General features: G+C 63.4%; 20 protein-coding genes, 1 tRNA gene and 1 pseudogene. 17 read left to right on the forward strand and 5 right to left on the reverse strand.

The window, feature by feature from the left end:
• The first annotated feature begins 180 nt into the window (after window positions 1-180).
• From QX132_RS07310 to QX132_RS07335, 6 genes are all read left to right on the forward strand, one after another.
• Window positions 181-3,363, forward strand: coding sequence for a multidrug efflux RND transporter permease subunit (locus tag QX132_RS07310; protein WP_316160587.1), 3,183 nt, complete (start codon window positions 181-183; stop codon window positions 3,361-3,363).
• A 250-nt stretch (window positions 3,364-3,613) separates the two neighbouring features.
• Window positions 3,614-3,835: a hypothetical protein gene (locus QX132_RS07315; RefSeq protein ID WP_316160588.1), complete on the forward strand. Its 222-nt coding sequence runs from the start codon at window positions 3,614-3,616 to the stop codon at window positions 3,833-3,835.
• Window positions 3,836-4,047: 212 nt separating this feature from the next.
• Window positions 4,048-5,163 (forward strand): ABC transporter substrate-binding protein, encoded by a 1,116-nt coding sequence (locus QX132_RS07320; protein ID WP_316160590.1) that lies wholly within the window; start codon window positions 4,048-4,050, stop codon window positions 5,161-5,163.
• A 105-nt stretch (window positions 5,164-5,268) separates the two neighbouring features.
• The gene (locus QX132_RS07325) at window positions 5,269-6,363 is read left to right on the forward strand and encodes an ABC transporter ATP-binding protein (RefSeq protein ID WP_316160591.1); all 1,095 of its coding nucleotides are present in this window, start codon (window positions 5,269-5,271) and stop codon (window positions 6,361-6,363) included.
• Between the two features lie 35 nt (window positions 6,364-6,398).
• Entirely contained in the window at window positions 6,399-7,511 is a 1,113-nt protein-coding gene (locus QX132_RS07330) for an ABC transporter permease (protein WP_316160782.1), read from the forward strand.
• On the forward strand, window positions 7,508-8,287 hold the full coding sequence (locus QX132_RS07335) for an ABC transporter permease (RefSeq protein ID WP_315736497.1): 780 nt from the start codon (window positions 7,508-7,510) through the stop codon (window positions 8,285-8,287). The genes QX132_RS07330 and QX132_RS07335 overlap by 4 nt, the downstream gene beginning before the upstream one ends.
• A gap of 116 nt (window positions 8,288-8,403) precedes the next feature.
• On the opposite strand, the gene QX132_RS07340 is transcribed toward QX132_RS07335, so the two are convergent.
• Both QX132_RS07340 and QX132_RS07345 read right to left on the reverse strand, forming a co-directional pair.
• Window positions 8,404-9,303, reverse strand: coding sequence for an NAD(P)-dependent oxidoreductase (locus tag QX132_RS07340; RefSeq protein WP_316160593.1), 900 nt, complete (start codon window positions 9,301-9,303; stop codon window positions 8,404-8,406).
• A 490-nt stretch (window positions 9,304-9,793) separates the two neighbouring features.
• Window positions 9,794-10,207: pseudogene (locus QX132_RS07345) on the reverse strand (polyphosphate kinase 2); the annotation flags it as partial.
• A gap of 142 nt (window positions 10,208-10,349) precedes the next feature.
• On the opposite strand from QX132_RS07345, the gene QX132_RS07350 reads away from it, so the two are divergent.
• The 8 genes from QX132_RS07350 (at window position 10,350) to QX132_RS07385 (ending at window position 18,644) form a co-directional block, all read left to right on the forward strand.
• Window positions 10,350-10,742, forward strand: a complete 393-nt coding sequence (locus QX132_RS07350; protein ID WP_315771219.1) for a BA14K family protein — start codon at window positions 10,350-10,352, stop codon at window positions 10,740-10,742.
• A 683-nt stretch (window positions 10,743-11,425) separates the two neighbouring features.
• Window positions 11,426-11,944 (forward strand): Hsp20/alpha crystallin family protein, encoded by a 519-nt coding sequence (locus tag QX132_RS07355; protein ID WP_315795972.1) that lies wholly within the window; start codon window positions 11,426-11,428, stop codon window positions 11,942-11,944.
• Between the two features lie 168 nt (window positions 11,945-12,112).
• Complete coding sequence (locus tag QX132_RS07360) at window positions 12,113-12,346, forward strand: hypothetical protein (RefSeq protein ID WP_315771217.1); 234 nt, start codon at window positions 12,113-12,115, stop codon at window positions 12,344-12,346.
• Window positions 12,347-12,376: 30 nt separating this feature from the next.
• Window positions 12,377-12,670: a hypothetical protein gene (locus QX132_RS07365; protein ID WP_315736492.1), complete on the forward strand. Its 294-nt coding sequence runs from the start codon at window positions 12,377-12,379 to the stop codon at window positions 12,668-12,670.
• Between the two features lie 827 nt (window positions 12,671-13,497).
• Window positions 13,498-13,662, forward strand: a complete 165-nt coding sequence (locus tag QX132_RS07370) for a DUF3309 family protein (protein WP_315736491.1) — start codon at window positions 13,498-13,500, stop codon at window positions 13,660-13,662.
• A gap of 272 nt (window positions 13,663-13,934) precedes the next feature.
• A complete protein-coding gene (locus QX132_RS07375; protein WP_315771215.1) occupies window positions 13,935-15,206 on the forward strand; it encodes an efflux RND transporter periplasmic adaptor subunit in 1,272 nt (423 codons plus the stop codon).
• Window positions 15,207-15,234: 28 nt separating this feature from the next.
• On the forward strand, window positions 15,235-17,337 hold the full coding sequence (locus tag QX132_RS07380; protein ID WP_315779135.1) for an ABC transporter permease: 2,103 nt from the start codon (window positions 15,235-15,237) through the stop codon (window positions 17,335-17,337).
• A gap of 1,022 nt (window positions 17,338-18,359) precedes the next feature.
• The gene (locus tag QX132_RS07385; protein ID WP_316160595.1) at window positions 18,360-18,644 is read left to right on the forward strand and encodes a hypothetical protein; all 285 of its coding nucleotides are present in this window, start codon (window positions 18,360-18,362) and stop codon (window positions 18,642-18,644) included.
• A gap of 88 nt (window positions 18,645-18,732) precedes the next feature.
• Here QX132_RS07385 and QX132_RS07390 read toward each other — a convergent pair whose 3' ends face one another.
• A complete protein-coding gene (locus tag QX132_RS07390) occupies window positions 18,733-19,590 on the reverse strand; it encodes a LysR family transcriptional regulator (protein WP_316160597.1) in 858 nt (285 codons plus the stop codon).
• A gap of 165 nt (window positions 19,591-19,755) precedes the next feature.
• Between QX132_RS07390 and QX132_RS07395 the strand changes: the two genes are divergently transcribed.
• The gene (locus tag QX132_RS07395) at window positions 19,756-21,273 is read left to right on the forward strand and encodes an MFS transporter (RefSeq protein ID WP_315777902.1); all 1,518 of its coding nucleotides are present in this window, start codon (window positions 19,756-19,758) and stop codon (window positions 21,271-21,273) included.
• A 14-nt stretch (window positions 21,274-21,287) separates the two neighbouring features.
• Entirely contained in the window at window positions 21,288-21,674 is a 387-nt protein-coding gene (locus QX132_RS07400; protein WP_315736486.1) for a hypothetical protein, read from the forward strand.
• 527 nt (window positions 21,675-22,201) lie between these two features.
• Here the strand turns inward: QX132_RS07400 and QX132_RS07405 are convergent.
• Together QX132_RS07405 and cpdR are read right to left on the reverse strand one after the other, a co-directional pair.
• Window positions 22,202-22,276, reverse strand: a tRNA-Val gene (locus tag QX132_RS07405).
• Window positions 22,277-22,394: 118 nt separating this feature from the next.
• Window positions 22,395-22,754, reverse strand: a complete 360-nt coding sequence (gene cpdR / locus QX132_RS07410) for a cell cycle two-component system response regulator CpdR (RefSeq protein WP_006610087.1) — start codon at window positions 22,752-22,754, stop codon at window positions 22,395-22,397.
• A gap of 344 nt (window positions 22,755-23,098) precedes the next feature.
• Here cpdR and QX132_RS07415 point away from each other — a divergent pair, with 344 nt between their 5' ends.
• Window positions 23,099-23,983 (forward strand): N-formylglutamate amidohydrolase, encoded by an 885-nt coding sequence (locus QX132_RS07415; RefSeq protein WP_315736485.1) that lies wholly within the window; start codon window positions 23,099-23,101, stop codon window positions 23,981-23,983.
• Window positions 23,984-24,447: the final 464 nt, after the last annotated feature.

The following is a 24,447-nucleotide window of genomic DNA, read 5'->3' on the forward strand; positions in this document are numbered from 1 at the left end:
TCGCGGGTTCGTCTCAATTGAGCACCGCACGCGCGGAGGGGCCGCCACCCCACCCCGGCTCACATATCGCTGCGCTCATGTGAGCCGACCCTCCCCCTCCAGGGGAGGGTGGGCACCGCCCCAGCCCCTTAGACCAAATCAGATAACGACGACCGACATCTCCCGACCACGGGGCCTCCCATGAACCTCTCCAAATTCTTCATCGACCGGCCGATCTTCGCAGGCGTGCTGTCGACGCTGATCTTCCTCGGCGGCTTGATCGCGCTGTTCTCCATGCCGATCTCCGAATACCCCGACGTCGTGCCGCCCTCCGTCGTGGTGCGCGCGACCTATCCCGGCGCCAATCCGAAGGTGATCGCCGAGACGGTGGCGACGCCGATCGAGGAGCAGATCAACGGCGTCGAGAACATGCTCTATATGAGCAGCCAGGCGACCACCGACGGCGCGATGACGCTCACGGTCACCTTCAAGCTCGGCACCGATCCGGACAAGGCCACGCAGTTGGTGCAGAACCGCGTGCAGCAGGCCGAGCCGCGGCTGCCCAACGTCGTGCGCCAGCTCGGCGTCATCACCAAGAAGAGCTCGCCCGACCTCACCATGGTCGTGCATCTGATCTCGCCGAACGGCCGCTACGATACGACGTACCTGCGCAACTACGCGGTGCTCAACGTCAAGGACCGGCTGGCGCGCATCGACGGCGTCGGCGACGTGCAGCTGTTCGGCGCCGGCGACTATTCGATGCGGGTCTGGGTCGATCCGCAGAAGGCGGCCGAGCACGGCCTGTCGGCGTCCGACATCGTCAAGGCGATCCAGGCGCAGAACGTCGAAGCCGCGGCCGGCGTGGTCGGCGCATCGCCCAGCGTCAAGGGGCTCGACCTGCAGCTCTCGGTCAATGCCGAGGGCCGGCTGTCGAACGAGGACCAGTTCGCCGACATCGTCGTGAAGACCGGCGCCCATGGCGAGATCACGCGGCTGCGCGACGTCGCGCGCATCGAGCTCGGCGCCTCGGAATATGGACTGCGCTCGCTGCTCGACAACAAGCAGGCGGTGGCGATCCCGATCTTCCAGGCGCCCGGCTCCAACGCTCTGCAGATCTCAGACAACGTCCGCGCCACCATGGCCGAGATCAAGAAGACGATGCCGGAGGGTGTCGAGTATCACATCGTCTACGATCCGACCCAGTTCGTGCGATCCTCGATCGAGGCCGTCGTGCACACGCTGTTCGAGGCCATCGTGCTGGTCGTGATCGTGGTGATCCTGTTCCTGCAGACCTGGCGCGCCTCGATCATCCCGCTGCTGGCGGTGCCCGTCTCGATCGTCGGCACCTTCGCGGTGATGCACCTGTTCGGCTTCTCGATCAACGCGCTCAGCCTGTTCGGCTTGGTGCTCGCCATCGGCATCGTCGTCGACGACGCCATCGTCGTGGTCGAGAACGTCGAGCGCAACATCGAGAGCGGCCTGTCGCCACGCGACGCCACCTACCAGGCGATGCGCGAGGTGTCCGGACCGATCATCGCGATCGCGCTGGTGCTGGTCGCCGTGTTCGTGCCGCTCGCCTTCATCTCCGGCCTCACGGGACAGTTCTACAAGCAGTTCGCGCTGACGATCGCGATCTCGACCGTGATCTCCGCCGTCAACTCGCTGACCCTGTCGCCGGCGCTGTCGGCGCTGCTCCTCAAGGGCCATCACGAGCCGAAGGACCGCCTCACCCGCATCCTCGACAAGAGCCTCGGCTGGTTCTTCCGCGGCTTCAACCGCGCCTTCGTCCGCGCCTCCAACAATTACAGCGGCAGCGTGTCGAAGGTGATCATCGGCAAGGCCGCGGTGATGATCCTCTATGTCCTGCTGGTCGGCGCCACCGCCGTGCTGTTCAAGCAGGTGCCGGGCGGCTTCGTGCCGGGCCAGGACAAGCAGTATCTGGTCGGCTTCGCGCGGCTGCCCGATGGCGCCACGCTCGACCGCTCCGAGGAGGTCATCCGCAAGATGAGCGACACCGCGCTGACCCAGCCCGGTGTCGAGAGCTCGGTCGCCTTCCCCGGCCTGTCGATCTCCGGCTTCACCAACTCCTCCAATGCCGGCATCGTGTTCTCGACCCTGAAGCCGTTCGACGAGCGCAAGGATCCGTCGCTGTCCGGCGGCGCGCTGGCGATGGAGCTCAACAAGAAATATGCGGGCATTCAAGACGCCTTCATCGCGATGTTCCCGCCGCCACCGGTCAACGGCTTGGGCACCATCGGCGGCTTCAAGCTGCAGATCGAGGACCGCGCCGGGCTCGGCTATGAGGCGCTCAACGACGTCACCAAGGCGTTCATGGCGGGCCTGCAAAAGTCGCCGGAGATCGCCGGCGTGTTCTCGAGCTTCCAGGTCAACGTGCCGCAACTGTTCGCCGACATCGACCGCACCAAGGCGCTGCAGCTCGGCGTGCCCGTGACCGAGGTGTTCAACACCCTGCAGATCTACCTCGGCTCGTACTACGTGAACGACTTCAACAAGTTCGGCCGCACCTATTCGGTGCGCGTGCAGGCCGACGCGCCGTTCCGCGCCCGTGCCGACGATATCCGCCAGCTCAAGGTGCGCTCCGCCTCCGGCGACATGGTGCCGCTGTCGGCGCTGCTCAACGTGCGACAGAGCGCAGGTCCCGAACGCGCCATCCGCTACAACGGCTTCCTGTCGTCGGACATCAACGCGGCAGCGGCACCTGGCTTCTCCTCGGGCCAGGCGCAGGCGGCGGCGGAGCGGGTCGCGGCCGAGGTGCTGCCGCCGGGCTTCGCCTTCGAATGGACCGACCTGACCTATCAGGAGTTCATCGCCGGCAATTCGGGCCTGTGGGTGTTTCCGCTCGCGATCCTGCTGGTGTTCCTGGTGCTGGCCGCGCTGTACGAGAGCCTCACCTTGCCGCTCGCGATCCTGATGATCGTGCCGATGGCGCTGCTGGCGGCGATGTTCGGTGTCTACCTCTCGAAGGGCGACAACAACATCTTCACCCAGATCGGCCTGATCGTGCTCGTCGGCCTCTCCGCCAAGAACGCGATCCTGATCGTCGAATTCGCCCGCGAGCTCGAATTCGCCGGGCGCACGCCGCTGCGCGCCGCGATCGAGGCCAGCCGGCTCCGGTTGCGCCCCATCCTGATGACGTCGATGGCCTTCATCATGGGCGTGCTGCCGCTGGTGCTATCGACCGGTGCAGGCTCGGAGATGCGGCGGGCGATGGGCGTCGCGGTGTTCTCCGGCATGATCGGCGTCACCGTGTTCGGCCTGTTCCTGACGCCCGTGTTCTACGTGCTGCTGCGGACGCTGACCGGCATGAAGCCGCTGACCCAGCACGGCGGCCACGGCACGGTGGCAGCGCAGCCTGCGGAGTAAACGGCATGTGAACAAGCGTGATGTCGGACGCGGAGAAACGCAATCGTCTCTTGTTTCGTAGAGGCAAGTGACAGTCGGCGTCCTCATCACGCTTCCCCGATGATCCGGGGCACGATCAATTCTCAGCGACTGTGAACTGGATCACAGACCAGCGCAGCGGAATGGAGGACGCCAACTCCAGCACGTTGCGCCGACCCGGCGGCCTGTCCCGCACCAGGCCGCCGGGTCATTCGACCGAAGGAGTTGCAACATGGATTTTTTGAATCATCTCGTCGCCGCCAGGCTGAAGAAGACGGCAAAGGGTTTTGAACGCATCGGCGCACACGGTGCAGCGCGGCGGCTGCCGGCTCCGACCCGTGCACGGGCGACGAGCAGACCGGCGCTCGGCCTCGTCGTCGACAATTCGGCGGAGAGCGAACCGGTACCGGCGCTTGCCTGCCCGGACGATCGAGGCTGCGGCGCCGGATTGTAGGGCCGCAAGCCCCCAGCACGCCCCGGGCGTGAACCCGGCCGAACCAGGCCGGACGCCGACAGCGGACGATCTCAACACGCCCTGCCGCAGCGCGGCCGACGCCGCACCTAGCGCCAAAATGGCATCATCTCACGATCAAAACTCGCGCTTGCCACGGCTGGGAACAGCCGATAGCTTTTTTGAACCTTTCAAAGCGCGACGGATCATCGAGCATGTTTTCACGGCGGACCAGCCCCACGGGTGTGAAGGTGTCGAACGGAACGGGTCGGGCGACGCCACGGGCGGTCCTCACCGTCTCGAAGACGGTGCTGGTGGCTGCGGCAGCCGTGCTGAGCCTCGCCGCGGCGGCGCAAGCGCGCGATCTCACGGTGGTGTCGTGGGGCGGCAACTATCAGGACGCGCAGCGCAAGATCTACTTCCAGCCGTTCGCCGCCAAGCTCGGCGCCACCGTGCTCGACGAGAGCTGGGACGGCGGCTACGGCGTGCTGCAGGCCAAGGTGAAGGCCGGGGTGCCGAACTGGGATGCGGTGCAGGTCGAGGCCGAGGAGCTCGAGCTCGGCTGCAGCGACGGCATCTATGAGAAGATCGACTGGAGCAAGATCGGCGACAAGAAAGGCTTCATCCCGGCCGGCGTGAGCGATTGCGGCGTCGGCGCCATCGTCTGGTCGACGGGCATGTCGTATGACGGCGACAAGATCAAGGAGGCGCCGAAGACGTGGGTGGACTTCTGGGACACGGCGAAGTTTCCCGGCAAGCGCGGCCTGCGCAAGGGCGCCAAATACACGCTCGAATTCGCGCTGATGGCCGACGGCGTGCCGGCGGCCGACGTCTACAAGATGCTGAAGACCAAGGAGGGCGTCGACCGCGCCTTCAAGAAGCTCGACACGCTGAAGGCCGACATCGTCTGGTGGGAGGCCGGTGCGCAGCCGCTGCAGCTCTTGTCGTCCGGCCAGGTCGCGATGACCTCGGTCTATAACGGCCGCATCAGCGCCATCAACCGCACCGAGGGCAAGCATTTCGGTTTCGTGTTTCCGGGCAGCATCTACGCGGTCGATAGCTGGGTGGTGCTGAAGGGCTCGCCGAACAAGGATGCCGCGATGAACTTCATCGCGTTTGCGAGCCAGGCCGAGAACCAGGCCAAGCTGCCCGAATACATCGCCTACGGCCTGCCGAACATCGCCGCCGCCAAGCTGGTGCCGGAAAAATTCGCCGCCGAGCTGCCGACGACCCCCGATAATCTCAAGCAGGCGATCGCGCTCGACGTCGGCTTCTGGACCGACAATTCGGAAGAGCTGTCGAAGCGCTTCAACGCCTGGCTGGCGCGCTGAGGCTCGCCGCTTCAGCAAACCGGGCGCGCGATGATCGTCGTCGCGACGCGCGCCAGCCCTCCTCGTGCATGAGTCCCGGCGAGGTCCGCGCCGAAAGCCTCCGTCATGGATACCCCCTTCATCTCGTTCCGGCAGGTGGTCAAGCGCTTCGCTGCGCTGACCGTGGTCGACGATCTCGATCTCGATATCGCGCGCGGTGAGTTCGTCGCCCTGCTCGGGCCCTCCGGCTCCGGCAAGACCACGCTCTTGATGATGCTCGCCGGCTTCGAGCAGCCGACCAGCGGCACGATCGAGGTCGGCGGCGCCAGGGTCGACGGGCTGCCGCCGCACAAGCGCAACATGGGTGTGGTGTTCCAGAACTACGCGCTGTTCCCGCATATGAGCGTGCGCGACAACATCGCCTTTCCGCTCAAGATGCGCGGCACGTCCAAGCCCGAGATCGCGCAGCGCGTCGCCCGCGTGCTCGACATGGTCAAGCTGTCGGCCATGGCCGAGCGCAAGCCGGCGCAGCTGTCCGGCGGACAGCAGCAGCGCGTCGCGCTTGCCCGCGCCCTGGTGTTCGAGCCGCAGGTGGTGCTGATGGACGAGCCGCTCGGCGCGCTCGACAAGAAGCTGCGCGAGCAGATGCAGCTCGACATCCGCGACCTGCACCGCCGGCTCGGCCTCACCATCGTGTTCGTCACCCACGATCAGGACGAGGCGCTGACGATGTCCGACCGCATCGCCGTGTTCAACCACGGCAGGATCGAGCAGATCGGCCGGCCGCGCGAGATCTACGAGCTGCCGCGCACGCCGTTCGTGGCGGAGTTCATCGGCGAAACCAACCTGCTGACCTGCCAGGTCGATGAGCAGGCCGGCGAAGCCGTGCGGTTGACCACGGACTCCGGGCTGTCCTTGTCGGCGCATTCTGGCGTCGTACGCGGCGACGGCGGCAAGGTGCAGGTTTCGATCCGCCCGGAGGCGATCCGGATCAACGATCATGCTGCGGCGACGGCGAACCGTCTCACCGCCCGCATCCTCGATGCCGTCTATTTCGGCGACCACGTACGGCTCGTGGCGTCAGTCGGCGAGCAGCGGCTGATCATCAAGGGCGACCGCATGAGCGAGGCGGCGGAGGTCGGCCGCGACGTGGCGCTGTCATTCGCGGCGTCGGATGTCTGGGTGGTGGGATCATGCGACCAGACCTCGCCCAGCGCCTGAAGGCGGCCCTGCTGCTCGCGCCGCTTCTGGCGTTCATGCTGTCGTTCTTCGTCGTGCCGCTGGTGACGATGATGAAGTCGGCGGTATCGGATCCGGTCGCGACCGAGTCCCTGCCCCGCACCCACAAGGCGCTGGCGCGCTGGGACCGCACAAGCGTGCCTCCTGCAACCGCACAGGCCGCGTTCGTCGACGACATCCGCAAGCTGGCCAATGACGAGCAGTTCGGCGATCTCGTTCGCCGCCTGAACAGCGCGCAGTCCGGCTTCCGCAGCCTGCTCGGCAAGACCCGCCGCGCGCTCGACAGCTCCGGCGCGGTCGACCTCGCCGCGATCGACTCGCGCTGGAGCGAGACCTCCTATTGGACGACCATCGCCGAGGCCGTGGCCTCGCCCTGGACCGACAAGAACCTGCTCGCCGCCGTCGACCTCGAGCGCAACGCCGCCGGCAATATCGCTGCGATGCCGGAGGGCGCCTCGGCCAACCGCCTGATCATGATCCGGACCTTCGTGACCTCGGCGCTGGTGACGCTGGCCTGCATCCTCATCGGCCTGCCGTTCGCGATGGTGGCCGCCTCGGTCGAGGGCTGGCGCCGGCAGATCCTGCTCGGCGCGGTGCTGCTGCCGCTGTGGACCTCGCTCCTGGTGCGCACCGCGGCCTGGTATGTCGTGCTGCAGGACAACGGCCTGATCAATGCCACGCTCAGGGGATTGGGCCTTACTTCAGCGCCGGTGCCGCTGATGTTCAACCGGCTCGGCGTCGTCATCGCGATGACGCATGTGCTGCTGCCGTTCATGGTGCTGCCGATCTTCAGCGTGCTGATCGCGATTCCGCGCAACCTGATGCCGGCGGCGGCCTCGCTCGGCGCGCATCCGCTGCGCGCCTTCGTCCACGTGCTGCTGCCGCTTTCGATGCGCGGCGTCGTCTCCGGCGCGCTGCTCGTGTTCATGGCCGCGCTGGGCTACTACATCACGCCCGCTTTGATCGGCGGCGCCAACGACCAGATGATCAGCTCGGTGATCGCCTACTACGCCACGGGGGCGGCGAACTGGGGCATGGCCGGCGCGCTCGGTCTCGTCCTGCTGGCGATGACGATCCTGCTCTATGCCGTCTACATCCGGCTGACCTCGGCCGAGGAGCAGCGCGCATGAAATGGCTTCCGCTCATCAAGCTGCTGTTCGCGATCGCCGTCGTCGTGTTCCTGCTCGGGCCGTTGATCGCGGTGCTGCCGTTGTCGCTCACCGACAGCGTATTCCTGAACTATCCCATTCCCGGCTATTCGACGCGCTGGTTTCGCGAGCTGGTCACCGCCGAATCCTGGCGGCTGTCCATCGTCAACAGCCTGCTGATCGGCTCGGGGACCACAGCCCTTGCAACGTTGCTCGGCACGCTCGCCGCGCTCGGCCTGCGCGGCAGGCGCGCCTCGCTGCTGATCTCGACCTTGCGCACCGTGTTCCTGCTGCCGATGGTCGTGCCGGCGGTCGTGCTCGGCGTCGGCATGCAGCTGATGTTTTCGCGCTACGGGCTCACCAACACCTATCTCGGCGTCATCATCGCGCACACCGTCGTCGCCGTTCCGTTCGTGCTGGTCAACGTCTCCTCAGCCTTGCAGGGCGTCGATATCCAGCTCGAGCGGGCCGCCGCGAGCCTCGGCGCCTCGCCCGCCATGGTGCTGCGCTCGGTGACCTTTCCCATCGCGCTGCCCGGCATCATCTCCGGCGCATTGTTCGCTTTCGCGACGTCGCTGGACGAGGTGGTGCTGACGCTGTTCGTCGCCGGCCCCAATCAGCGCACCCTGGCGCGGCAGATGTTCGCCACCATCCGCGAGAACATCAGCCCGGCGATCGTCTCGGCGGCGGCCGTGTTCATCGTCGGCACGATCGCGCTGTCGCTGGCGATGCTCGCGATCCGGCGGCGGATGTCGTGACGAGCGAGCTGCCGTGCGCATCCGCCAGTTGAGTGACCCGTCATGCCCGGGCTTGACCCGGCCACGACGTCGTTGAGAGAGCTGGGCAACAATTCTGATCGTTGGATGTGGTCGCGCTATCCCACCTTTACATATTTCCGCCAGTCATGCGCTTCCTTGAACCCCAGCACCTCGCGCGCCTTGCGGTTCGACAGCGGCGCTTCGCGTTCGCCGAGCTCGCGGGTCACCGGCACGTCCGGGCAGTAACGCCGCAGCAGCTCGCGCGTCGGCATCGTTGCGGTGACGGTGTCGTTGACGGCGTTGAAGACCTGGAAGCCGAGCCCGTCCTTCTCGATCGCCAGGTGCACGATCTCGCCGAGGTCGCGGGCGTCGATATAGGACCACGCATTGCGCTTGCGCGACGGGGGATCGGCGAGAAAGCCGGGAAACCTGTCGTATTCATGCGGCTCGATGACGTTGCCGATGCGCAAGCAATAGATGTCGATGCCGTAGCGCATCGCAAACGCCCGCGCGGTCTTTTCGTTCACGACCTTGGACAGCCCGTAGGAATCCATCGGGTCGGTGTCGTAGTCCTCCTCGAGCGGAAAGCTCCTGAAGTCCTTGTCGCCCTCCGCGAAGCATACGCCATAGGTGGTCTCACTGGAGGCGATGATGATCTTGCGCACGCCGAGTTTGGCCGCGGCCTCGATGACGTTGTAGGTGCTGATCGTGTTCACGCGAAAGGTCTCATTGTCGGGCTCGATGAGCACCCGCGGGATCGCGGCGAAATGCACCACCGCATCCGGCGCCCGTGGCGGCCGGCCGGCGTTGAAGCCGCCGAAGCCATGATGCGTGGTCAGCGCGTTGAAGGCCTGGCCGCTGTCCGTCAGATCGGCGATCAGGGTGTTGATCCCGGGGTGATCGAACGGCTTGAGGTCGACGTTGAGGAGCTCGTAGCCCTTGTCCTGCAGATGCGGCAGCACATGCCTGCCCGCCTTGCCTGTTCCCCCGGTGAACACCACGCGTTTGGCTGTCATTGTTCTGTCCTCGTGAATGCGTCGATTCTAGCAGCTTCCGCCGCGCCCGCTCCATAGGAACTTCCAACCGGCCGCGGCCCGCTGTCCCTCGACGTCGAACCGTGTTGCCGCGCCGCATGGGCTGACGAACGCGCCGGCCGGCAGGCGATCCATTTCAAGCTGTTCCTTGATGAAACATTCCACGCACGATTCCAACAATCCGAATTCGGCCAATGTCCCGACGGGCCAAACCCAAGCAACTCATTCGCGTCTGATCCATCACGGCGCTGGCGACAGCGGCCGCTGAGAATCTTTCTCACCATCAGTAGCCAGGTTCCCGCACTCGTGATAGGGCAACTAATTGCCGTTACGTAGATGCACTGGGCGACTGGTCCGTCCCGGAAAGGAGTTGTCACGCGATTGTCGTCTCGCGTCGTGGCGCCGTCATTCGTTGCAGTATTGGCGACGATCCTGCTATGCGGCCCGGCCGTCTCGCAACCCGCAAAAGGCTCCGCCTCCACTGCTCCTGTTTCGAAATATCAAGATAGTACTTGAGCAGCGTGATACCCGAACGCTCGATCATTGCCTCGAATGCCGGCACGGTCTCGAGGAATTCCTCGGTTTCCTCCTTAGTGCAGAAGCCCATGACGCGCTCAACTCCAGCCCGGTTATACCAACTGCGATTGAACAGCACGATCTCTCCTGCCGCGGGCAAGTGCGAAACGTGACGCTGGAAGTACCATGAACACTGTTCCCGATTGCTTGGCGGCCCCAGCGCTACGACGCGGGTATCACGCGGGCTTAGATGTTCGACGATCGACTTGATCGTGCCATCCTTGCCGGCGGCGTCGCGACCTTCGATGATGACGAGGATGCGCTGACCGCGCTCAATCACGCAGCGCTGCAGCTTCACGAGCTCTCCGATGAGACGAGATCAGATTTGTCCAATCAATGCACGCTGACGTTGCGCTAAATCAATTCATACAGGCCTTCTCGGATCATTGTCGTTTTTGAGACACCGGATGCGGGTAGCTGCGCTCCCCGAAAATGAACTTGGAGATGCTCCTATGAACAAGTCGTCCAAAACCGTGCTGGCTGCACTCATCATCGCCACCACACCACTTCTCGTTGCCCCCGTCATTGCCGCTCCGGTAACCTCCCCGCTGATGCTGCGCAGCGCCGTGGCGCCATCGGTCGAGACCGTGCGATATCGCCATGGCTGGCACGGCGGCGCGGGTGTCGGAATTGGTGCAGGCATCGCTGGCGCGCTGATCGGCGGAGCGATCATTGGGGCAACGCAACCCTACGGATACTACGGCTACGGTCCCGGGCCGGTCTACGTCGCTCCGGCTCCCTATGTGGGCGACGCCGTCAACTATTGTGCGCAACGCTTCAGGTCTTATGACCCGTATTCCGGCACGTATCTTGGTTACGACGGCTTACGACATCCGTGCCCGTGAGAGTAACCGGAGTCTCCGCCTGTCTGTTGTGATTCAAGCCTGTGATCTATTCAGATCAACCGCTCGAAATATAACAAATCCGCTATAGCTGGACGCCTCATTGGCGGGCTCCGTTCCTCCTTGTCCACTCATGAAAATGAGTGGACATTATTGGACTCCGTGCTCCCCTTCAGAGGCTGCTCCAGTCTCGCCGGGCGCTGTTCTTCTGAAACAAGGGCCTGCTCGTCCGGCGTGACGGAGGTCGACTGCTGACGCTATCGTGGCCGCTACTACCGCGCCTCCGGAGTCCGCAACTGGCTCTGGCATCCCCGGCGCCGAAGCTGGAGTCGCTGCCTACGGACCCGGCCATTTCGCGCCGGCTACTACGCACCAGGCCAATACGGTTGTCCCTACTGCTATCGTCGCCGCCACGTGCCATGCTGAGGGCACGATTAATCCAAGATATATAGAAGAGACGCGGTAGCGCTCATCTGCGTTTGGGAATGTCACGGCTAAACATGCGCCGCGCAGCGGCGCCCAAGCTTGTTGCTGTGACTAGGTCAACTCCGTTGACGCGTTCTCCCTTATCGTCATGCCGGCCTTTCCGCCTCGAAATTACCCCCGCGGTTTTGCGCTACATCAAGGTCGCCATGACCGCGAGGAGCAGGCTGTTTTTTTCTTTCTTCAACCTGCGGAGAAACCAGATGAGCCTTCCGAGATTGTGGACTACCAGCCAGGAGCCTGCATTCGACCCATTCAGGGCCATGCGGCGTGAAATGGAGAACGCGCTTCGCGTTTTCGATCAGGGTTTGCCTTCTCCCAGCATCGGTGCCGGGGCGCCAGCAGTCAGCGTGGCGGAAACCAAGGATGCCTTCGAAGTGACCGCCGAACTTCCCGGCGTGGACGACAAAGATATCAAGGTCAGCCTGGACGGCAACCAGCTGGTTATCTCCGGCGAGAAGAAGGCGGAGAGCACGAAGGACGAAAAGGACTGGCACGTCGAGGAGCGCAGCTACGGCTCATTCTATCGATCGATGTCTCTCCCATTCGAGCCGGAAGAGGGAGCCGTCGAAGCTCACTTCGACAAAGGCGTGCTGCATCTCGCAATCAAGAAGCCGGCCAAGGCGGTGAAGACCACCAAGACGATCGATATCAAGACAGGTGCTCCACCGAGCGCAAGCCCCGCACCGAACAAGGCCGCCGCACCTGGCAAGGCCGCTTAGTTCTGCGCGGCAGAAAGCCGGAGACCAGACCGAGGTAAGCCGGTCGCGGTCTCCGGATTTGGTCATTCGCCTCCTCCGGTGCCGCGATCGAATGAGACTTCGTAGCTTGATCGGCTTCATGGTCTCAGCGAGCCGCCATCACGCTTCTGCGATAGAATGAGAGCTCCGATGAAGAAGTCAGTTCGCTCAATTGAGGAGTCTGAGCAGAAGGTGCCACGTGCCGACCGGCCGCCGTCGGAAGGATTTGTGGTCATTGTCGACGGGCACTTCAAGTCGGCGTTTGAGACGGCCGAAGCGGCCGAAGCATCAGGTCGTAAACTGAAGTCGACTTATCCGATGCTCAAAATCGAAATCTATGACGCCGCTACAAGGGGCAGAACCTTGTTGACCCAAGACACATAGCTATCGCATCGTCCTCGTCGGGAGCGGACAATGGCCTTCCTAAAAAGGGAACTGTATCGCCAGGTAAAAGGCCCCGATATCACACGCGAGGATCGCTGTTTCCTTGTCTTCGATACAGACACCAAGAACTTGTATGTCGAGCGAGAGGTGGCGCGTTTGGAGACTGGCATTGGGGGCACGATCGAATACCAAACGGCGACAATGGATATTTCGGACTATCTGACGCAGGGCGGTCAAACAGCTGGTCACCGCGAACTTTGGCGTTTGCTGAGAGCGCTCTTCAACGAGGATCGCGACGGTGCCGGCCCCTCGCGTGAGGTCTAACTTCGCCGCGCCTTTTCACCGCCATCATCTGATGAACTCCGCACCCCAAGCCGACTGATCCGGCGCCGCGCGCACGACGACCTGCGGCGACGTCATGTTGGGCTTTGCTTCTCTTTTACAATTTGCGCCAACAGTCTGCGCACTCGCTCATCGTGAAATGTCATTCCGAAAAGGGCCAGAACGACCTGGCCGGGCGGAAGTTCCTCGTCGCCCTTTGCCTGCCGGATGAACATTTTCCATCTCGCCATTTTCACGAACAACGATAGCCGCGTCGTTGGCACGGAGTTCAATGCGAGTCGGCCGTTTCAGCCCGAACATTCTCAACTCCTGTTTGCGCTTTCCGGCAGACGGCAATCTGCGGCCCATGGATGGAATACCATAGAAGCCGATCTCGCGGCTAGATGATTACGCCCTCGAGTCTTCTTCGGGCCGCCATAAGCCTACTTCAACCCGCTGCCGCCCGACCCCGCAGCCTAGTAGAGGGAACGGGGTCGCGTTCGTCTGCTCTTGGACACCCGCCGCCTGGACTGCAGCCTAGGTCTCGCTTGTGTCGGTTGATTTGCATCAAAATGACGTAGTGACGGCCTCGTAAGCTTCAACGCACTCGCCGTCGTCGCGGTGACATTGGGCTATCAAGTCTACCGGGATCGACAGAAGACCGCTGGCGTCGAAATCAGCATCGGCGAGCGCGGTATTTCAATAGAAAAGAAGTAGCATAGCTCTTTCCCTGCCGGCGACGGCCTGTGCCGGAAGCTTGAAGATTGCGTACTCAACTCGGACGACCAGGAGACCCAATATCCACGGGACCCATAAAAAGGAGGCGGGCAATGTCGATCGGACTTATCCTCATCATCCTTCTCGTCATCTTCCTGCTTGGTGGCTTCAGCGGCCGCTTTGGCGGCTACGGCTACGGTTACGGCCACGGCGGGATTGGTGTCGTCGGCCTCATCCTGATCGTCCTCGTCGTGTTGCTACTTTTGGGTCGGATCTGATTCTGCCGGTGCCGGCTGCGTTGGCCGGCGCCCTCCAAAGGATCCCGTGACGCGGCGGGACATTTTCTATGTAACACCCACCATTTCTCGGCCTGAAGGGAAGTCTCTGAGGCCGCGCCCAGACGACGTTGGCTGGTATTCCACCGGCCCCCCAATGAGCGCCGCAGCCTTGGCCGGCACCGGGCCGTATAGCTTGATCCCAATCAACAATTCGGCCTAGCCGTAGCCTATGGTGGCAATGACCATCATCCCAGGCCCGGAGCCAAAGCGAGATGAACACGCAGCTCGGCACTGGTGCTGCGGCCGAAAGCAGGGAAGCTCTGCCCTATGTGCCGCGTCCATCGACTGGACGCCCGGTCAGCGAGCCGGCCGTACAGCCACGATTTGCGACGAGGCGCTGGGTTCTCGTTGGGATCGCGGCACTGCTTCTTGCTGCATCCCTGGGCATCTGGTGGTCGTTCAGCGGCGACGCTTCAGTTCGATATGAGACAGCATCTGTTGCGATCGGCGACATCGCGCGCGACATCAACGCCACGGGGTCGGTCAATCCGGAATTGACGATCATTGTCGGGACCTATGTCTCCGGCGTGATCCAGGAATTGAGTTGCGATTACAACACGCAGGTCAAACGCGGACAAAGCTGCGCCAAGATTGATCCCCGCCCCTATCAGAGCATCGTCGATCAGGCGAAAGCCAGTCTCGCCATCGCGAAAGCGCAACTGGAAAAGGACAAGGCATCGCTCACCTATGCCAAGGCCAACCTGGAACGCCTCGCCACGCTCGTCAGGACAAGCGCCGTGTCGGAGGACGCCTACGACAATGCGAAAAACGTGTACGATCAGGCTCTGGCGCAAATTGCGTTTGACGGGGCCACCATCCAGCAGCGCGAAGCCGTGCTCGCCGCGGCACAGGTCAATCTCGACTATACCAACATCATCTCGCCGGTCGATGGCACGGTCGTTTCGCGCGCCGTCACCATGGGACAAACTGTGGCGGCGAGTTTCCAGACTCCCACCTTGTTTCTGATCGCGACCGACCTCACCAGGATGCAGGTGGACGCCAATGTCAGCGAGAGCGACATCGGCGGCATCAAGAATGGCGACAAGGCGACGTTCACGGTCGACGCATATCCGAAACGTCTGTTCGAGGGAACGGTGACCCAGGTCCGCCAGTCCCCGCAAACCGTGCAGAACGTCATCACTTACGATGTCGTCGTGAGCGTCAACAACCCTGATCTGGCGCTCAAGCCGGGCCTGACGGCGGCGACAAGGATCATCGTCGATCGGCGCAGCGGCGTGCTCCGAGTTCCGAACCGGGCGTTGCGTTATGTCCCGACCGGGACCGCCCTTGGCGACACGAAACAAGCGCGCGTTTGGGTGCTGCGGGACGGATCGCCGGTGCCGGTTCAGGTCATGGTCGGGCTCGACGACGACGAGTTTACGGAGATCGTGCAGGGCGACCTGAAGATCGACGACCGGGTGATCGTCGCGGAGCAACGGAATTCAGCGAAAGCACGTTCCAGCGTGCCGCGGCCCCGCCTCTGATCGCATCGGCTACAACGATTGAAGGCACATGGCGGAGCCGGTTATCAGGATTGAGGGAGTGTCGCGGACATATCATGTCGGCGACATCGACGTTCGCGCGCTTTCGGACGTCAGCCTGATCGTCGAACATGGCGAGTTCATCGCCATCATGGGCGCGTCCGGATCGGGCAAGTCGACGCTGATGTCGATCCTCGGTTGCCTCGATCGGCCTACCGCCGGTCATTACTGGTTCGACGGCATCGACGTCGCGCAGCTTGCGGAGCCGGATCTCGCCGGCCTTCGCAGCGAGCGGCTTGGGTTCGTATTCCAGAGCTTCAATCTATTGCCGCGCACCAGCGCCATCGACAACGTCGCCTTGCCGCTTCTGTACGCGATGTCCGGCCAGAGCCATGCGAGCGCGCGCTTCGAGCGGGCCCGCGCGGTTCTGGACAAGCTCGGGCTGCGCGACCGGGAACGCAACACGCCGGGCCAGTTGTCGGGCGGGCAGCAGCAGCGGGTGGCAATCGCGCGGGCCCTGATCAATCAGCCGAGCCTGCTGTTGGCGGATGAGCCGACCGGCAATCTCGATACCCGCAACTCCAACGAGATCATGCAGACGCTCAGCTCGCTCAATCGCGAACAGGGCGTCACCATCATCGTGGTGACCCACGAGCCGGATGTCGCGGCCTTTGCCGATCGCGTGCTGACCATGCGCGACGGCCAGATCATCACGGATGTGAAGAAGACAAAGCCCGCCAAGGCGCCGCAGCCGGCGAGCGGGACGGCGGACAAATTGGTCCAGCCCAGGGAACGGTCGGCCTACGTCGCAATGTCGGTCGCATCATGGCCCTTTGCCTGGATGGTGATGACGGCGGCCGCCGAGGCGATCTGGCGCAACAAGATGCGTTCAGCGCTGACAATGCTTGGAGTCTTCATCGGCGTCGCCGCATTGATTGTCATGGTGTCCGTCGGCCAGGGAGCGAACGAGGCGGTCCGAAAGGAGATCGCAAGGCTCGGGACCAACCTCGTGGTCATCCTGCCGGGCGCCGCCACAAGCGGGGGCGCTCGGGGGGGCTCCGGAAGCGCTTCGACGCTGACCGTTGCCGACGTCCGGGCGATCCGGCAGGAGGCACCCGCCGCCGGGGCGGTGAGCTACCTCATTCGCCAGCCGGGGCTGATCCGCTTTGCGAACCAGAACTGGACCACCGGCATTCAGGGCGTAAGCGCCAATTATCCTCCGATGACGAACTGGCAGATCGCCGCAGGGCGGGCGATCACGCCGGAGGACGAGCGAAGCTCGGCGCTGGTTGCGGTCCTCGGCGAGACCGTGCGCCGGCAACTCTTCGGCACCTCTCAGAATCCGATCGGGGCGACGGTGCAGGCCAAGGGTGTGTCGTTGCGGGTGGTCGGAATTCTCGAAACCAAGGGACAGACATCTTTTGGGCAGGACCAGGACGATCTGATCATGGTTCCGTTCACCACCGCCGAGCGCAAGATTATCGGCGTTGCCGCCCCAAGCCAGCAGCAAACGGCGATCAACTGGATTTATCCGACGCCGCCGAATCCGTATGGGCTTCAACCGCGCATGACCGGGTATGTGAATCAGATTTACGTGCAGGCGGTGGATCAGGCCGGCATCCAGGCGGCCATCGATCAGGCTACTGAAATCCTGGCGCGGCGTCACCGCATCCGCCCAGGCACCATCAACGATTTTTCCGTGCGCAACCTCAGTCAGATTGCGCAGACCGCGGAGGGAAGCAGCCGCATCATGGCGCTCCTCTTGGCCGCGGTAGCGTCCATCTCGCTTGTGGTCGGCGGCATCGGCATCATGAACATCCTGCTCGTCTCGGTGACGGAGCGAACGCGGGAGATCGGACTACGGATGGCGATTGGCGCGCGAAGATTGCACGTCCTGCTACAATTTCTTGCCGAGGCGATCTTCATCAGCGTCAGCGGCGGCATCGTGGGAATTGTCATCGGCGCGGCGTTGTCCGTCGCCATCTCCATCCTCACAGGCTGGCCGGCGCCGATATCCCTGGCCGCGATTGCCGGCGGGTTCCTGTTCTCGGCAGCCGTTGGCATATTCTTCGGCTACTACCCCGCGCGAAAGGCCGCTCGGCTCGATCCCATCGAAGCGCTGCGCTACGAGTAAGCAATACGTTGACCAGACGGCCCGGCGTTGACGGGCTCGGGAAACTTGCGCATCCTAACTCCTTCACGAAATTTCGAAAGACTTCGCTCGTATGGACTGAACGAACCAGGCCAGGACGCAGAAGCCTAATCGACGGAAGCCGCCGCCCCATCAGCAACGCCGTCGAGTTTCGCCAGGCGCTTCGGTCGCGGGCCCGAACTCGCCGTATTCCGGACTGCCTCGGTCAGCATCTCACGGAGCTCAGCCTTCGTCTTATGCGGTTGCCGCGTGCTCGATTTCTGCCATTTTGCCATCCACCTAATATGGGGATGCCCGCGCAAAATGCCACTTTTTGGTTCCAGGCATGGGTCTTCGGCGGCGACGAGAGGCGGGACGCCCAGGAGCTCATACGCACGATCGACGATGTGTCCAAAGATATCGTCTTAGAACATGACGCGGGCTTCAGCGAGCAATTGTCCACGAGTGGACATGTTAGCTCGATTCATGTCCACCCGATGGGGCAACTTGAAACGACTTGCCGCGCGGACAACTCGGTCTGATGACCTGTCAATCGGCATCCAAAATTGCCCCCTGATCGGCGTCCAATTTTGACCGCCTCCGGCCGCGTGTTCTGGCGATAGCGCTCGCGGGGGCGGAGCTGCCCGGGGTTGCGGAGACGCCGCGAGCGCGGGATGGGACGTGATCGTCGTCGCGGCTCTTGAAGCGCCAGCTGGCTCGCTGCTCCGTGGCGAGATGGCGCGGCCCTTCTCGTCATGCGGCTCACGCCGATGTCGAGCCCCGCCGACCTGGTGTACTGGCACGCCGAGAAGAACAACGAGCTACCGACCCGCGAGCTGATGTGGGCCTGCCGGGGTCGATGGTCGCGGCGGTCCACATGGCCAGGATGACCGAGGAGTCGCGCTGGCGCCGCCTGTTCGAGGTGCAGGCGGCACGGCTGTTGTCCGAGCTGGAGGACACCCCCGCAGGGCCCGCTCTGGACCCATGATCTGTATGGCGGCGCCAAGGACCGCATTCTCGGACCCGTGCATGGCTTTGCCGGCAACGTCATCCCGCTGTTGCTCGGATGGGATTGGCTGACGCCGGCTCAGCAGGCTGATGTGGCCGCGTTCGTGCCGAAGGCGCTCGACGCGCTGCTCCTGGACGGCGGACGCTTCACCTGGGCCGCCGGGCCGCTGACCAAGGGCTCGAACCTCCGCCATGGCACCGGCGGTCCGGCTCGACCGCGCGCGCCTGTTCGCCTGGGATTGCATCGCGGGCGACGCGCGGTTTCCCACCATCGATGTGGTCTGACGTCAGCGGTCTGCTGAACGGCTTCCAGTCATCCGCACGCAGGGCAAAGCGCCGATGTCGGCCTGGGCGACTCGACGGGGAGTGATCGACGACGACAAGCGAAATTTACGCCGAGGGTGGACGGTGCTCGCGAAACGCAGTCGCGAGGGTTCTAAGCGCTTCGCGGGATTTGGCGTCCGAGAGTGTCGAGAGAAGAATGATTTCGGACGAGGGAAGCGAGGGCAGTCCGAACCGCCGGCTAACCTCGACCGTGCCGGCCGGCGCGAGCCGGCACGAGAATACGGCGGTGGCCAAGCCGGCCGAAACCGCGTCGGACACCACGGAGGAACCGCCGCCGAGGAAAACCTCCGTCCAGGCTATTCCCGCAGCGTCGAGCGCGCGGGTGGCGATGTCACGGACTCCGCAGGATGGCGACAACGCGGCCAAACGCAGCGGCTCGCCTGCTCGATGCACGAAGTCCGGAGATGCAAACCAGCCGAAGTGTTCCGGCGCAAGCACCTCGCCGTCACGCCGGTCGTCCTCCCTGCGGATAATCGCCGCATCGATTTCGCCACGGTCGAAAGCGTCCAGCAGGTTGCGCGAATTGTCGAGCCGCACTTCGATGGTGAGCGCCGGGTCGTGTGCGTTCAACCGCGCCAGCAGCGTCGGAATCTCCGATCCCGCCACATGGCTGGCAATGCCGAGCGCAAACCGACGACGAGTCGAGGATAGCCCCGCGACGGCGCGGTCATGGGCGGCAAGAAAGTCGCGCGCCGATTCAAGGAACACCGCGCCCTGCGCCGACAGCCGGACCAACCGCGGCGTCCGTTCGATCAGTTTCTGGCCGAGCCGGTCTTCAAGCCGTTTCAGCTTTACGCTGATCGCGCCCTGGGTGGTGCCAAGCACCTCCGCCGCCCGTGTGAAGCTCTGCTGATCGGCGATCGTCACGAAGGCCTGGACGGCATCTACGTCCAGTATGGTCATCCCATCTATCCAAATTTGCTGTCTTTGAAATATCCAACCATCCAGTTCTGGAATGGTCAAGTCCCGACTATGTTGCGTCCCACCGCAACACGCGAACCGAGTTGCGCCGCCTCTCATCACCGCTGGATTTCACCATTGCCGACCACAACGTCGGAAGGCCGAATCATGACCCCTGCACTGACACGCCGAAGTACAATCGCCTTGGCCGCCGCCTGCCTCTCGTCCCTCATGTTCGGCCTGGAGATTTCCAGCATCCCCGCAATCCTGCCGACGCTGGAGCAGGTGCTGCGCGCCGATTTCAAGCAACTCCAATGGATCATGAACGCCTATACGATCGCGGTGACGACCGTTCTGATGGCGACTGGGACGCTGGCCGACCGCTATGGGCGCAAGCGCATCTTCATGGTCTCTATCGCGGCGTTCGGCGTGACGTCGCTTGTCTGCGGCGTGACCGAAAACGTCTCGGTGCTGATCGGTACCCGATTTCTCCAGGGCCTGAGCGGCGGCGCGATGCTGATCTGTCAGATCGCCATCCTTTCTCATCAATTCCAGGAAGGACGGCAGCGCGCCATCGCCTTCGGCTGGTGGGGGATCATCTTCGGCATTGGTCTCGGCTTCGGTCCGATCATCGGCGGCGCGATCGTCGCGGTCTCGAGCTGGGAGTGGGTGTTCTTCGTCCATGTCGCGTTTGCGATCCTGACACTGATGCTCACCCTCAGCGGCGTTCAGGAATCGAAGGACTCTGAGGCCGGCAGTCTCGACGTTGCGGGCATCATCACACTGTCGTTGTCGGTCTTCTGTCTCGCTTTCTTCATCACGCAGGGACCGGATCTTGGCTTCACCAGCCCGACCGCCCTGGGAGTCATTGGCGTTGCGATCGCGAGCTTCATCGCTTTCATCATCGCCGAAAAGTTCAGCCCGCGACCGATGTTCGACTTCTCGGTATTCCGCATCCGCGCTTTTTCCGGCGCAATCATCGGCTCGGCCGCGATGAACTTCAGCTTCTGGCCCTTCATGATCTATTTGCCGATCTGGTTTCAGGCGGGCCTCGGCTACGACAGTGTCTCTGCTGGTCTCGCATTGCTTGCCTACACCCTTCCGACGCTCGTCGTGCCGCCGCTGGCGGAGCGGCTTTCGCTACGCTATCAGCCCGGTTTCGTCATTCCCGTTGGCCTGTTCATGATCGGTCTGGGCTTCATTCTGATGAAATTTGGTAGCGCCGCCGCGCAGGCAAGCTGGCTGACGATGCTGCCCGGGTCGCTGTTCGCCGGGATCGGCCTCGGCCTGACCAACACCCCTGTTACCAATACGACAACGGGTGCGGTTTCGAGCGATCGTGCCGGTATGGCGTCCGGCATCGACATGAGCGCCCGGATGATCTCACTGGCGATCAATATCGCGGTGATGGGTTTCATCTTGATCAGCGGCGTGCTGGCACACCTCAAAAATGCGCTGCCGGATTCATTGGACGCCGCGCATCTGCGCTTCTTCGCCGAGAGGATCGCCGCAGGAAGTCTTGTTTCCGTTCCAGAGCTGTCGGAGTCGCTCGTCCATCAGGCGCTTGTCCAAGGCTTTGGATGGGTGATGCTTTACGGTGGGGTTGGCGTTTGGGGGCTCGCTCTCGTCAGCCTGCTTGCTTTTCGGCCTCAGGACCATCGATCGATGAAGTCGCCGATGGTTTGAAGGCAGCGCGGTGAATGGTCCGTTCGGCCGTCGGCCAGTCTCTTCGAACTCACGACCCGTCGGCGAAAGATCGAGTGGCCCGGCCCGCCGGGCAAATCGCTGCCGCGCAAGCAGCCTGCACGAGGCGCGATGTGCCGGCTCATCCCCGCGGGCTCGAGGTCGATTGCGGCCCCAACCGCATGCGCCGAAAAACTCATTTCGCGCGCCGGTTCAAACACATCGCCCTCGCCGGCCATTCGAGCAAGAAGATTTCTGTTTCTTTTTTCCAGAAATCGTGCTTTCCTCTCGTCCGTCCCGTCTCACAAGAGGGGCGCTTCGCGGTCGTCACGAACGTCGAGGCGGGATGCGGTGGGCGTGTCGATGTTGCAGCGTGGCTGAGCCGCGCCGACGAACGACGTTGATGCGCACGGTCAAGTCGCGTGGTCCTGGCATCCCGATGCTGATGTCCAGCGCAACGTGCGCAAGCACGTTGTGCGATACGGTGGCCAGAAAGCCCGGCGCACCGGGGAGATCGCGAAGCAGCCGTCAAAACCATCGCGCGGGGAATGCCGGGTGTTCTCGGCTGAACCTGTGGTGACTGCCGCCTGCTTTTTTTCTGCAGGCGGGCCATGGGTGCGGCCAGCGCCCGGCATTCCCCGCGCCCTCTTCTCGAAGAGGGCGATCGATCAGCAAGCCTCGGACGCGACAGCGCGCCGCGAGACAGCGAAGCCATGTCCTTTGATCATGTCGACAACGTCAAGTTCGCCAAATCGGCCAGCACCGGACCGTCCATCGGCATGCCGCTCTGCAGGCCTCGCGTTCGGCGCAGGTGCGCCTCCGTGCACCGGAAAATCGCACGCGCCGACAATGTCAGCGCCTGGATCTCGGTGCCTGGTTCTTCGAAGGTCGGGGAATGGACCGAGGTTGGGTCACCGGCCGGATCGGCCGATGGTGGGCACGACAGGGATCGAACCTGTGACCCCTACCATGTCAAGGTAGTGCTCTCCCGCTGAGCTACGTGCCCTAGTCCAGAAGTCCGTTCGGGTGGGCGTCCCTATATCGGCTCCCACGCAGGCAGGCAAGGACGCAAAATGCCGAAATTGGGAATAATCCGCCAGTTCCGGACGTCCGTCCCCGGCGGCTCAGGCCGCCAGCATCTTGTTGACCTCGCTGACGAGCTCGCGGAGGTGCACCGGCTTGGACAGCACCTTGGCGTTCTTGGGCGCCTCCGAATCGGAGTTCAGCGCGACCGCGGCGAAGCCGGTGATGAACATGATCTTGATGTCCGGATCGAGCTCGGAGGCGCGGCGCGCCAGCTCGATGCCGTCCATCTCCGGCATCACGATGTCGGTGAGCAGCATCTCGAACGGCTCCTCGCGCAGCCGCTGGTAGGCCGACATGCCATTGTCGTGGGGCGAGACCTGGAACCCGGCATTTTCCAATGCCTTGACCAGGAAGCGGCGCATGTCGTTGTCGTCTTCGGCGAGCAGGATTTTGTGCATGGCGAGGGGTTGTCTGGTCCGGGTGAGAGGCGGAGCGTTGCCGCCACTAAGCCTGACGGGCGGTAAATTTCGGGTGAAAGATTGCGCCTTTTGATCCGACATCGGCAAGGCAATTTGAGGGCTGAAGGTGCGGTCTTCGACCGAAACAGCACGCCAGCTCAGAGTTGTTCCAAACGGCGGGTGAACTTTTTCATTGCTTTTCGCTTGGCAGAACGGCTCGGATTATCGAAGATGTGCGTTGGCAAGAGCAGTGCCTGCGTTGTCCAGCGCGAATCGGCCGGAGGATACCGGCGCATCAACGGACGTGACATCGACGCACGTGACCAAGGGGACGGCGCCCAGAGATGACGGACTTTGATGGCGAATTGCCGCCGTTCGAGATCATGGAGCCGACCGAATGGCGCGCGCCCATCATCTTCAATTCCCCTCACTCCGGATCGGCCTACCCCGACGATTTCCTCCAGGCCTCGCGCATCGATCTGCCGTCGCTCAGGCGCTCCGAAGATTCGTTCATGGACGAATTGATCGGCGACCTCCTGTCGCGCGGGTTTCCGGTGGTCCGGGTGCATTTCCCGCGCTGCTATGTCGACGTCAATCGCGAGCCCTATGAGCTCGATCCGCGGATGTTCACCGGGCGGCTGCCGAGCTTTGCCAACACCCGCTCGATGCGGGTGGCCGGCGGCCTCGGCACGATCCCGCGCGTGGTCGGCGACGGCCAGGAGATCTATCGCGACCGGCTGAGCGTCGACGAGGCGCTGCACCGCATCGAGACGCTGTACAAGCCGTATCACCGCGCGCTGCGCCGGCTGATCAACCGCGTGCACCAGCAGTTCGGCACGGTCGTCCTGGTCGACTGTCATTCGATGCCGTCGGTCGGCGTCTCGCGCGACGAGCCGCGCCGGCCCGACATGGTGATTGGCGACCGCTACGGCACGAGCTGCGCGTCGCTGCTGCCGGACCTGGTCGAGGACGTGCTCGGCCGGCTCGGCTATTCCGTCGGCCGCAACAAGCCCTATGCCGGCGGCTTCATCACCGAGCATTACGGCAATCCGGCCACGGGCCTGCATGCGATCCAGATCGAGCTCAATCGCGCGGTCTACATGGACGAGCGCCGCAGGGAGCGCGGACCGCGTTTCGCGCAGGTCGCTTCCGATCTCGCCGTGCTCGCCGAGGTGCTGGCGACGGTGCCGCTCGGCGACCTCGGGCCGTTCCAGGCGGCGGCGGAATAGAGCGGCTGCGCTTTCGGTACGAGGGATTTCGGCGGGTGGCGTCGGCACAAAAAAAAGGGCCGCTTGAATGACAAGCGGCCCAAGTCTAGGGAGGAAACGCCCAAGGAGGGCAGCGATAACGCGAAGCGCTACCGCACCGCAACAATATGCAATCGCGCTGCACAAAGCGCAAGGGTTTTTCCGCCCTTCTCCATGCAAAAAAACATAGGCCGGGTTGCGTTCAGCGCGACCCAGCCCTCTCCTTTTCATCATAGATGTCAATGGCTTGATTGGAGATTCCAAACGACCCGAGAGGGACCGCGGGTTTCACTTTCACTTTCACATGAGAGGCCAGCGACGGATCAATCGCGCCCGGCCAGCGGGCCGGACACCAAACGGTATCCAAGATGCCACGCCAGCGTTCCATATCCGGATGCACGCCGGACCGCTTTGAGCTAGGCATAGCCGCTCATTGCCACCCGATT

It is taken from the genome of Bradyrhizobium sp. SZCCHNRI20481, from assembly GCF_032485055.1.
GTDB lineage: Bacteria > Pseudomonadota > Alphaproteobacteria > Rhizobiales > Xanthobacteraceae > Bradyrhizobium.

Excerpts from the sequence above, each read along its gene's own strand:
- QX132_RS07310 (WP_316160587.1), top strand. The coding sequence starts at position 181 with ATGAACCTCTCCAAATTCTTCATCGACCGGCCGATCTTCGCAGGCGTG.
- QX132_RS07315 (WP_316160588.1), top strand. The coding sequence starts at position 3,614 with ATGGATTTTTTGAATCATCTCGTCGCCGCCAGGCTGAAGAAGACGGCA.
- QX132_RS07320 (WP_316160590.1), top strand. The coding sequence starts at position 4,048 with ATGTTTTCACGGCGGACCAGCCCCACGGGTGTGAAGGTGTCGAACGGA.
- QX132_RS07325 (WP_316160591.1), top strand. The coding sequence starts at position 5,269 with ATGGATACCCCCTTCATCTCGTTCCGGCAGGTGGTCAAGCGCTTCGCT.
- QX132_RS07330 (WP_316160782.1), top strand. The coding sequence starts at position 6,399 with ATGCTGTCGTTCTTCGTCGTGCCGCTGGTGACGATGATGAAGTCGGCG.
- QX132_RS07335 (WP_315736497.1), top strand. The coding sequence starts at position 7,508 with ATGAAATGGCTTCCGCTCATCAAGCTGCTGTTCGCGATCGCCGTCGTC.
- QX132_RS07340 (WP_316160593.1), bottom strand. The coding sequence starts at position 9,303 with ATGACAGCCAAACGCGTGGTGTTCACCGGGGGAACAGGCAAGGCGGGC.
- QX132_RS07350 (WP_315771219.1), top strand. The coding sequence starts at position 10,350 with ATGAACAAGTCGTCCAAAACCGTGCTGGCTGCACTCATCATCGCCACC.
- QX132_RS07355 (WP_315795972.1), top strand. The coding sequence starts at position 11,426 with ATGAGCCTTCCGAGATTGTGGACTACCAGCCAGGAGCCTGCATTCGAC.
- QX132_RS07360 (WP_315771217.1), top strand. The coding sequence starts at position 12,113 with ATGAAGAAGTCAGTTCGCTCAATTGAGGAGTCTGAGCAGAAGGTGCCA.
- QX132_RS07365 (WP_315736492.1), top strand. The coding sequence starts at position 12,377 with ATGGCCTTCCTAAAAAGGGAACTGTATCGCCAGGTAAAAGGCCCCGAT.
- QX132_RS07370 (WP_315736491.1), top strand. The coding sequence starts at position 13,498 with ATGTCGATCGGACTTATCCTCATCATCCTTCTCGTCATCTTCCTGCTT.
- QX132_RS07375 (WP_315771215.1), top strand. The coding sequence starts at position 13,935 with ATGAACACGCAGCTCGGCACTGGTGCTGCGGCCGAAAGCAGGGAAGCT.
- QX132_RS07380 (WP_315779135.1), top strand. The coding sequence starts at position 15,235 with ATGGCGGAGCCGGTTATCAGGATTGAGGGAGTGTCGCGGACATATCAT.
- QX132_RS07390 (WP_316160597.1), bottom strand. The coding sequence starts at position 19,590 with ATGACCATACTGGACGTAGATGCCGTCCAGGCCTTCGTGACGATCGCC.
- QX132_RS07395 (WP_315777902.1), top strand. The coding sequence starts at position 19,756 with ATGACCCCTGCACTGACACGCCGAAGTACAATCGCCTTGGCCGCCGCC.
- QX132_RS07400 (WP_315736486.1), top strand. The coding sequence starts at position 21,288 with ATGGTCCGTTCGGCCGTCGGCCAGTCTCTTCGAACTCACGACCCGTCG.
- cpdR (WP_006610087.1), bottom strand. The coding sequence starts at position 22,754 with ATGCACAAAATCCTGCTCGCCGAAGACGACAACGACATGCGCCGCTTC.
- QX132_RS07415 (WP_315736485.1), top strand. The coding sequence starts at position 23,099 with ATGACGGACTTTGATGGCGAATTGCCGCCGTTCGAGATCATGGAGCCG.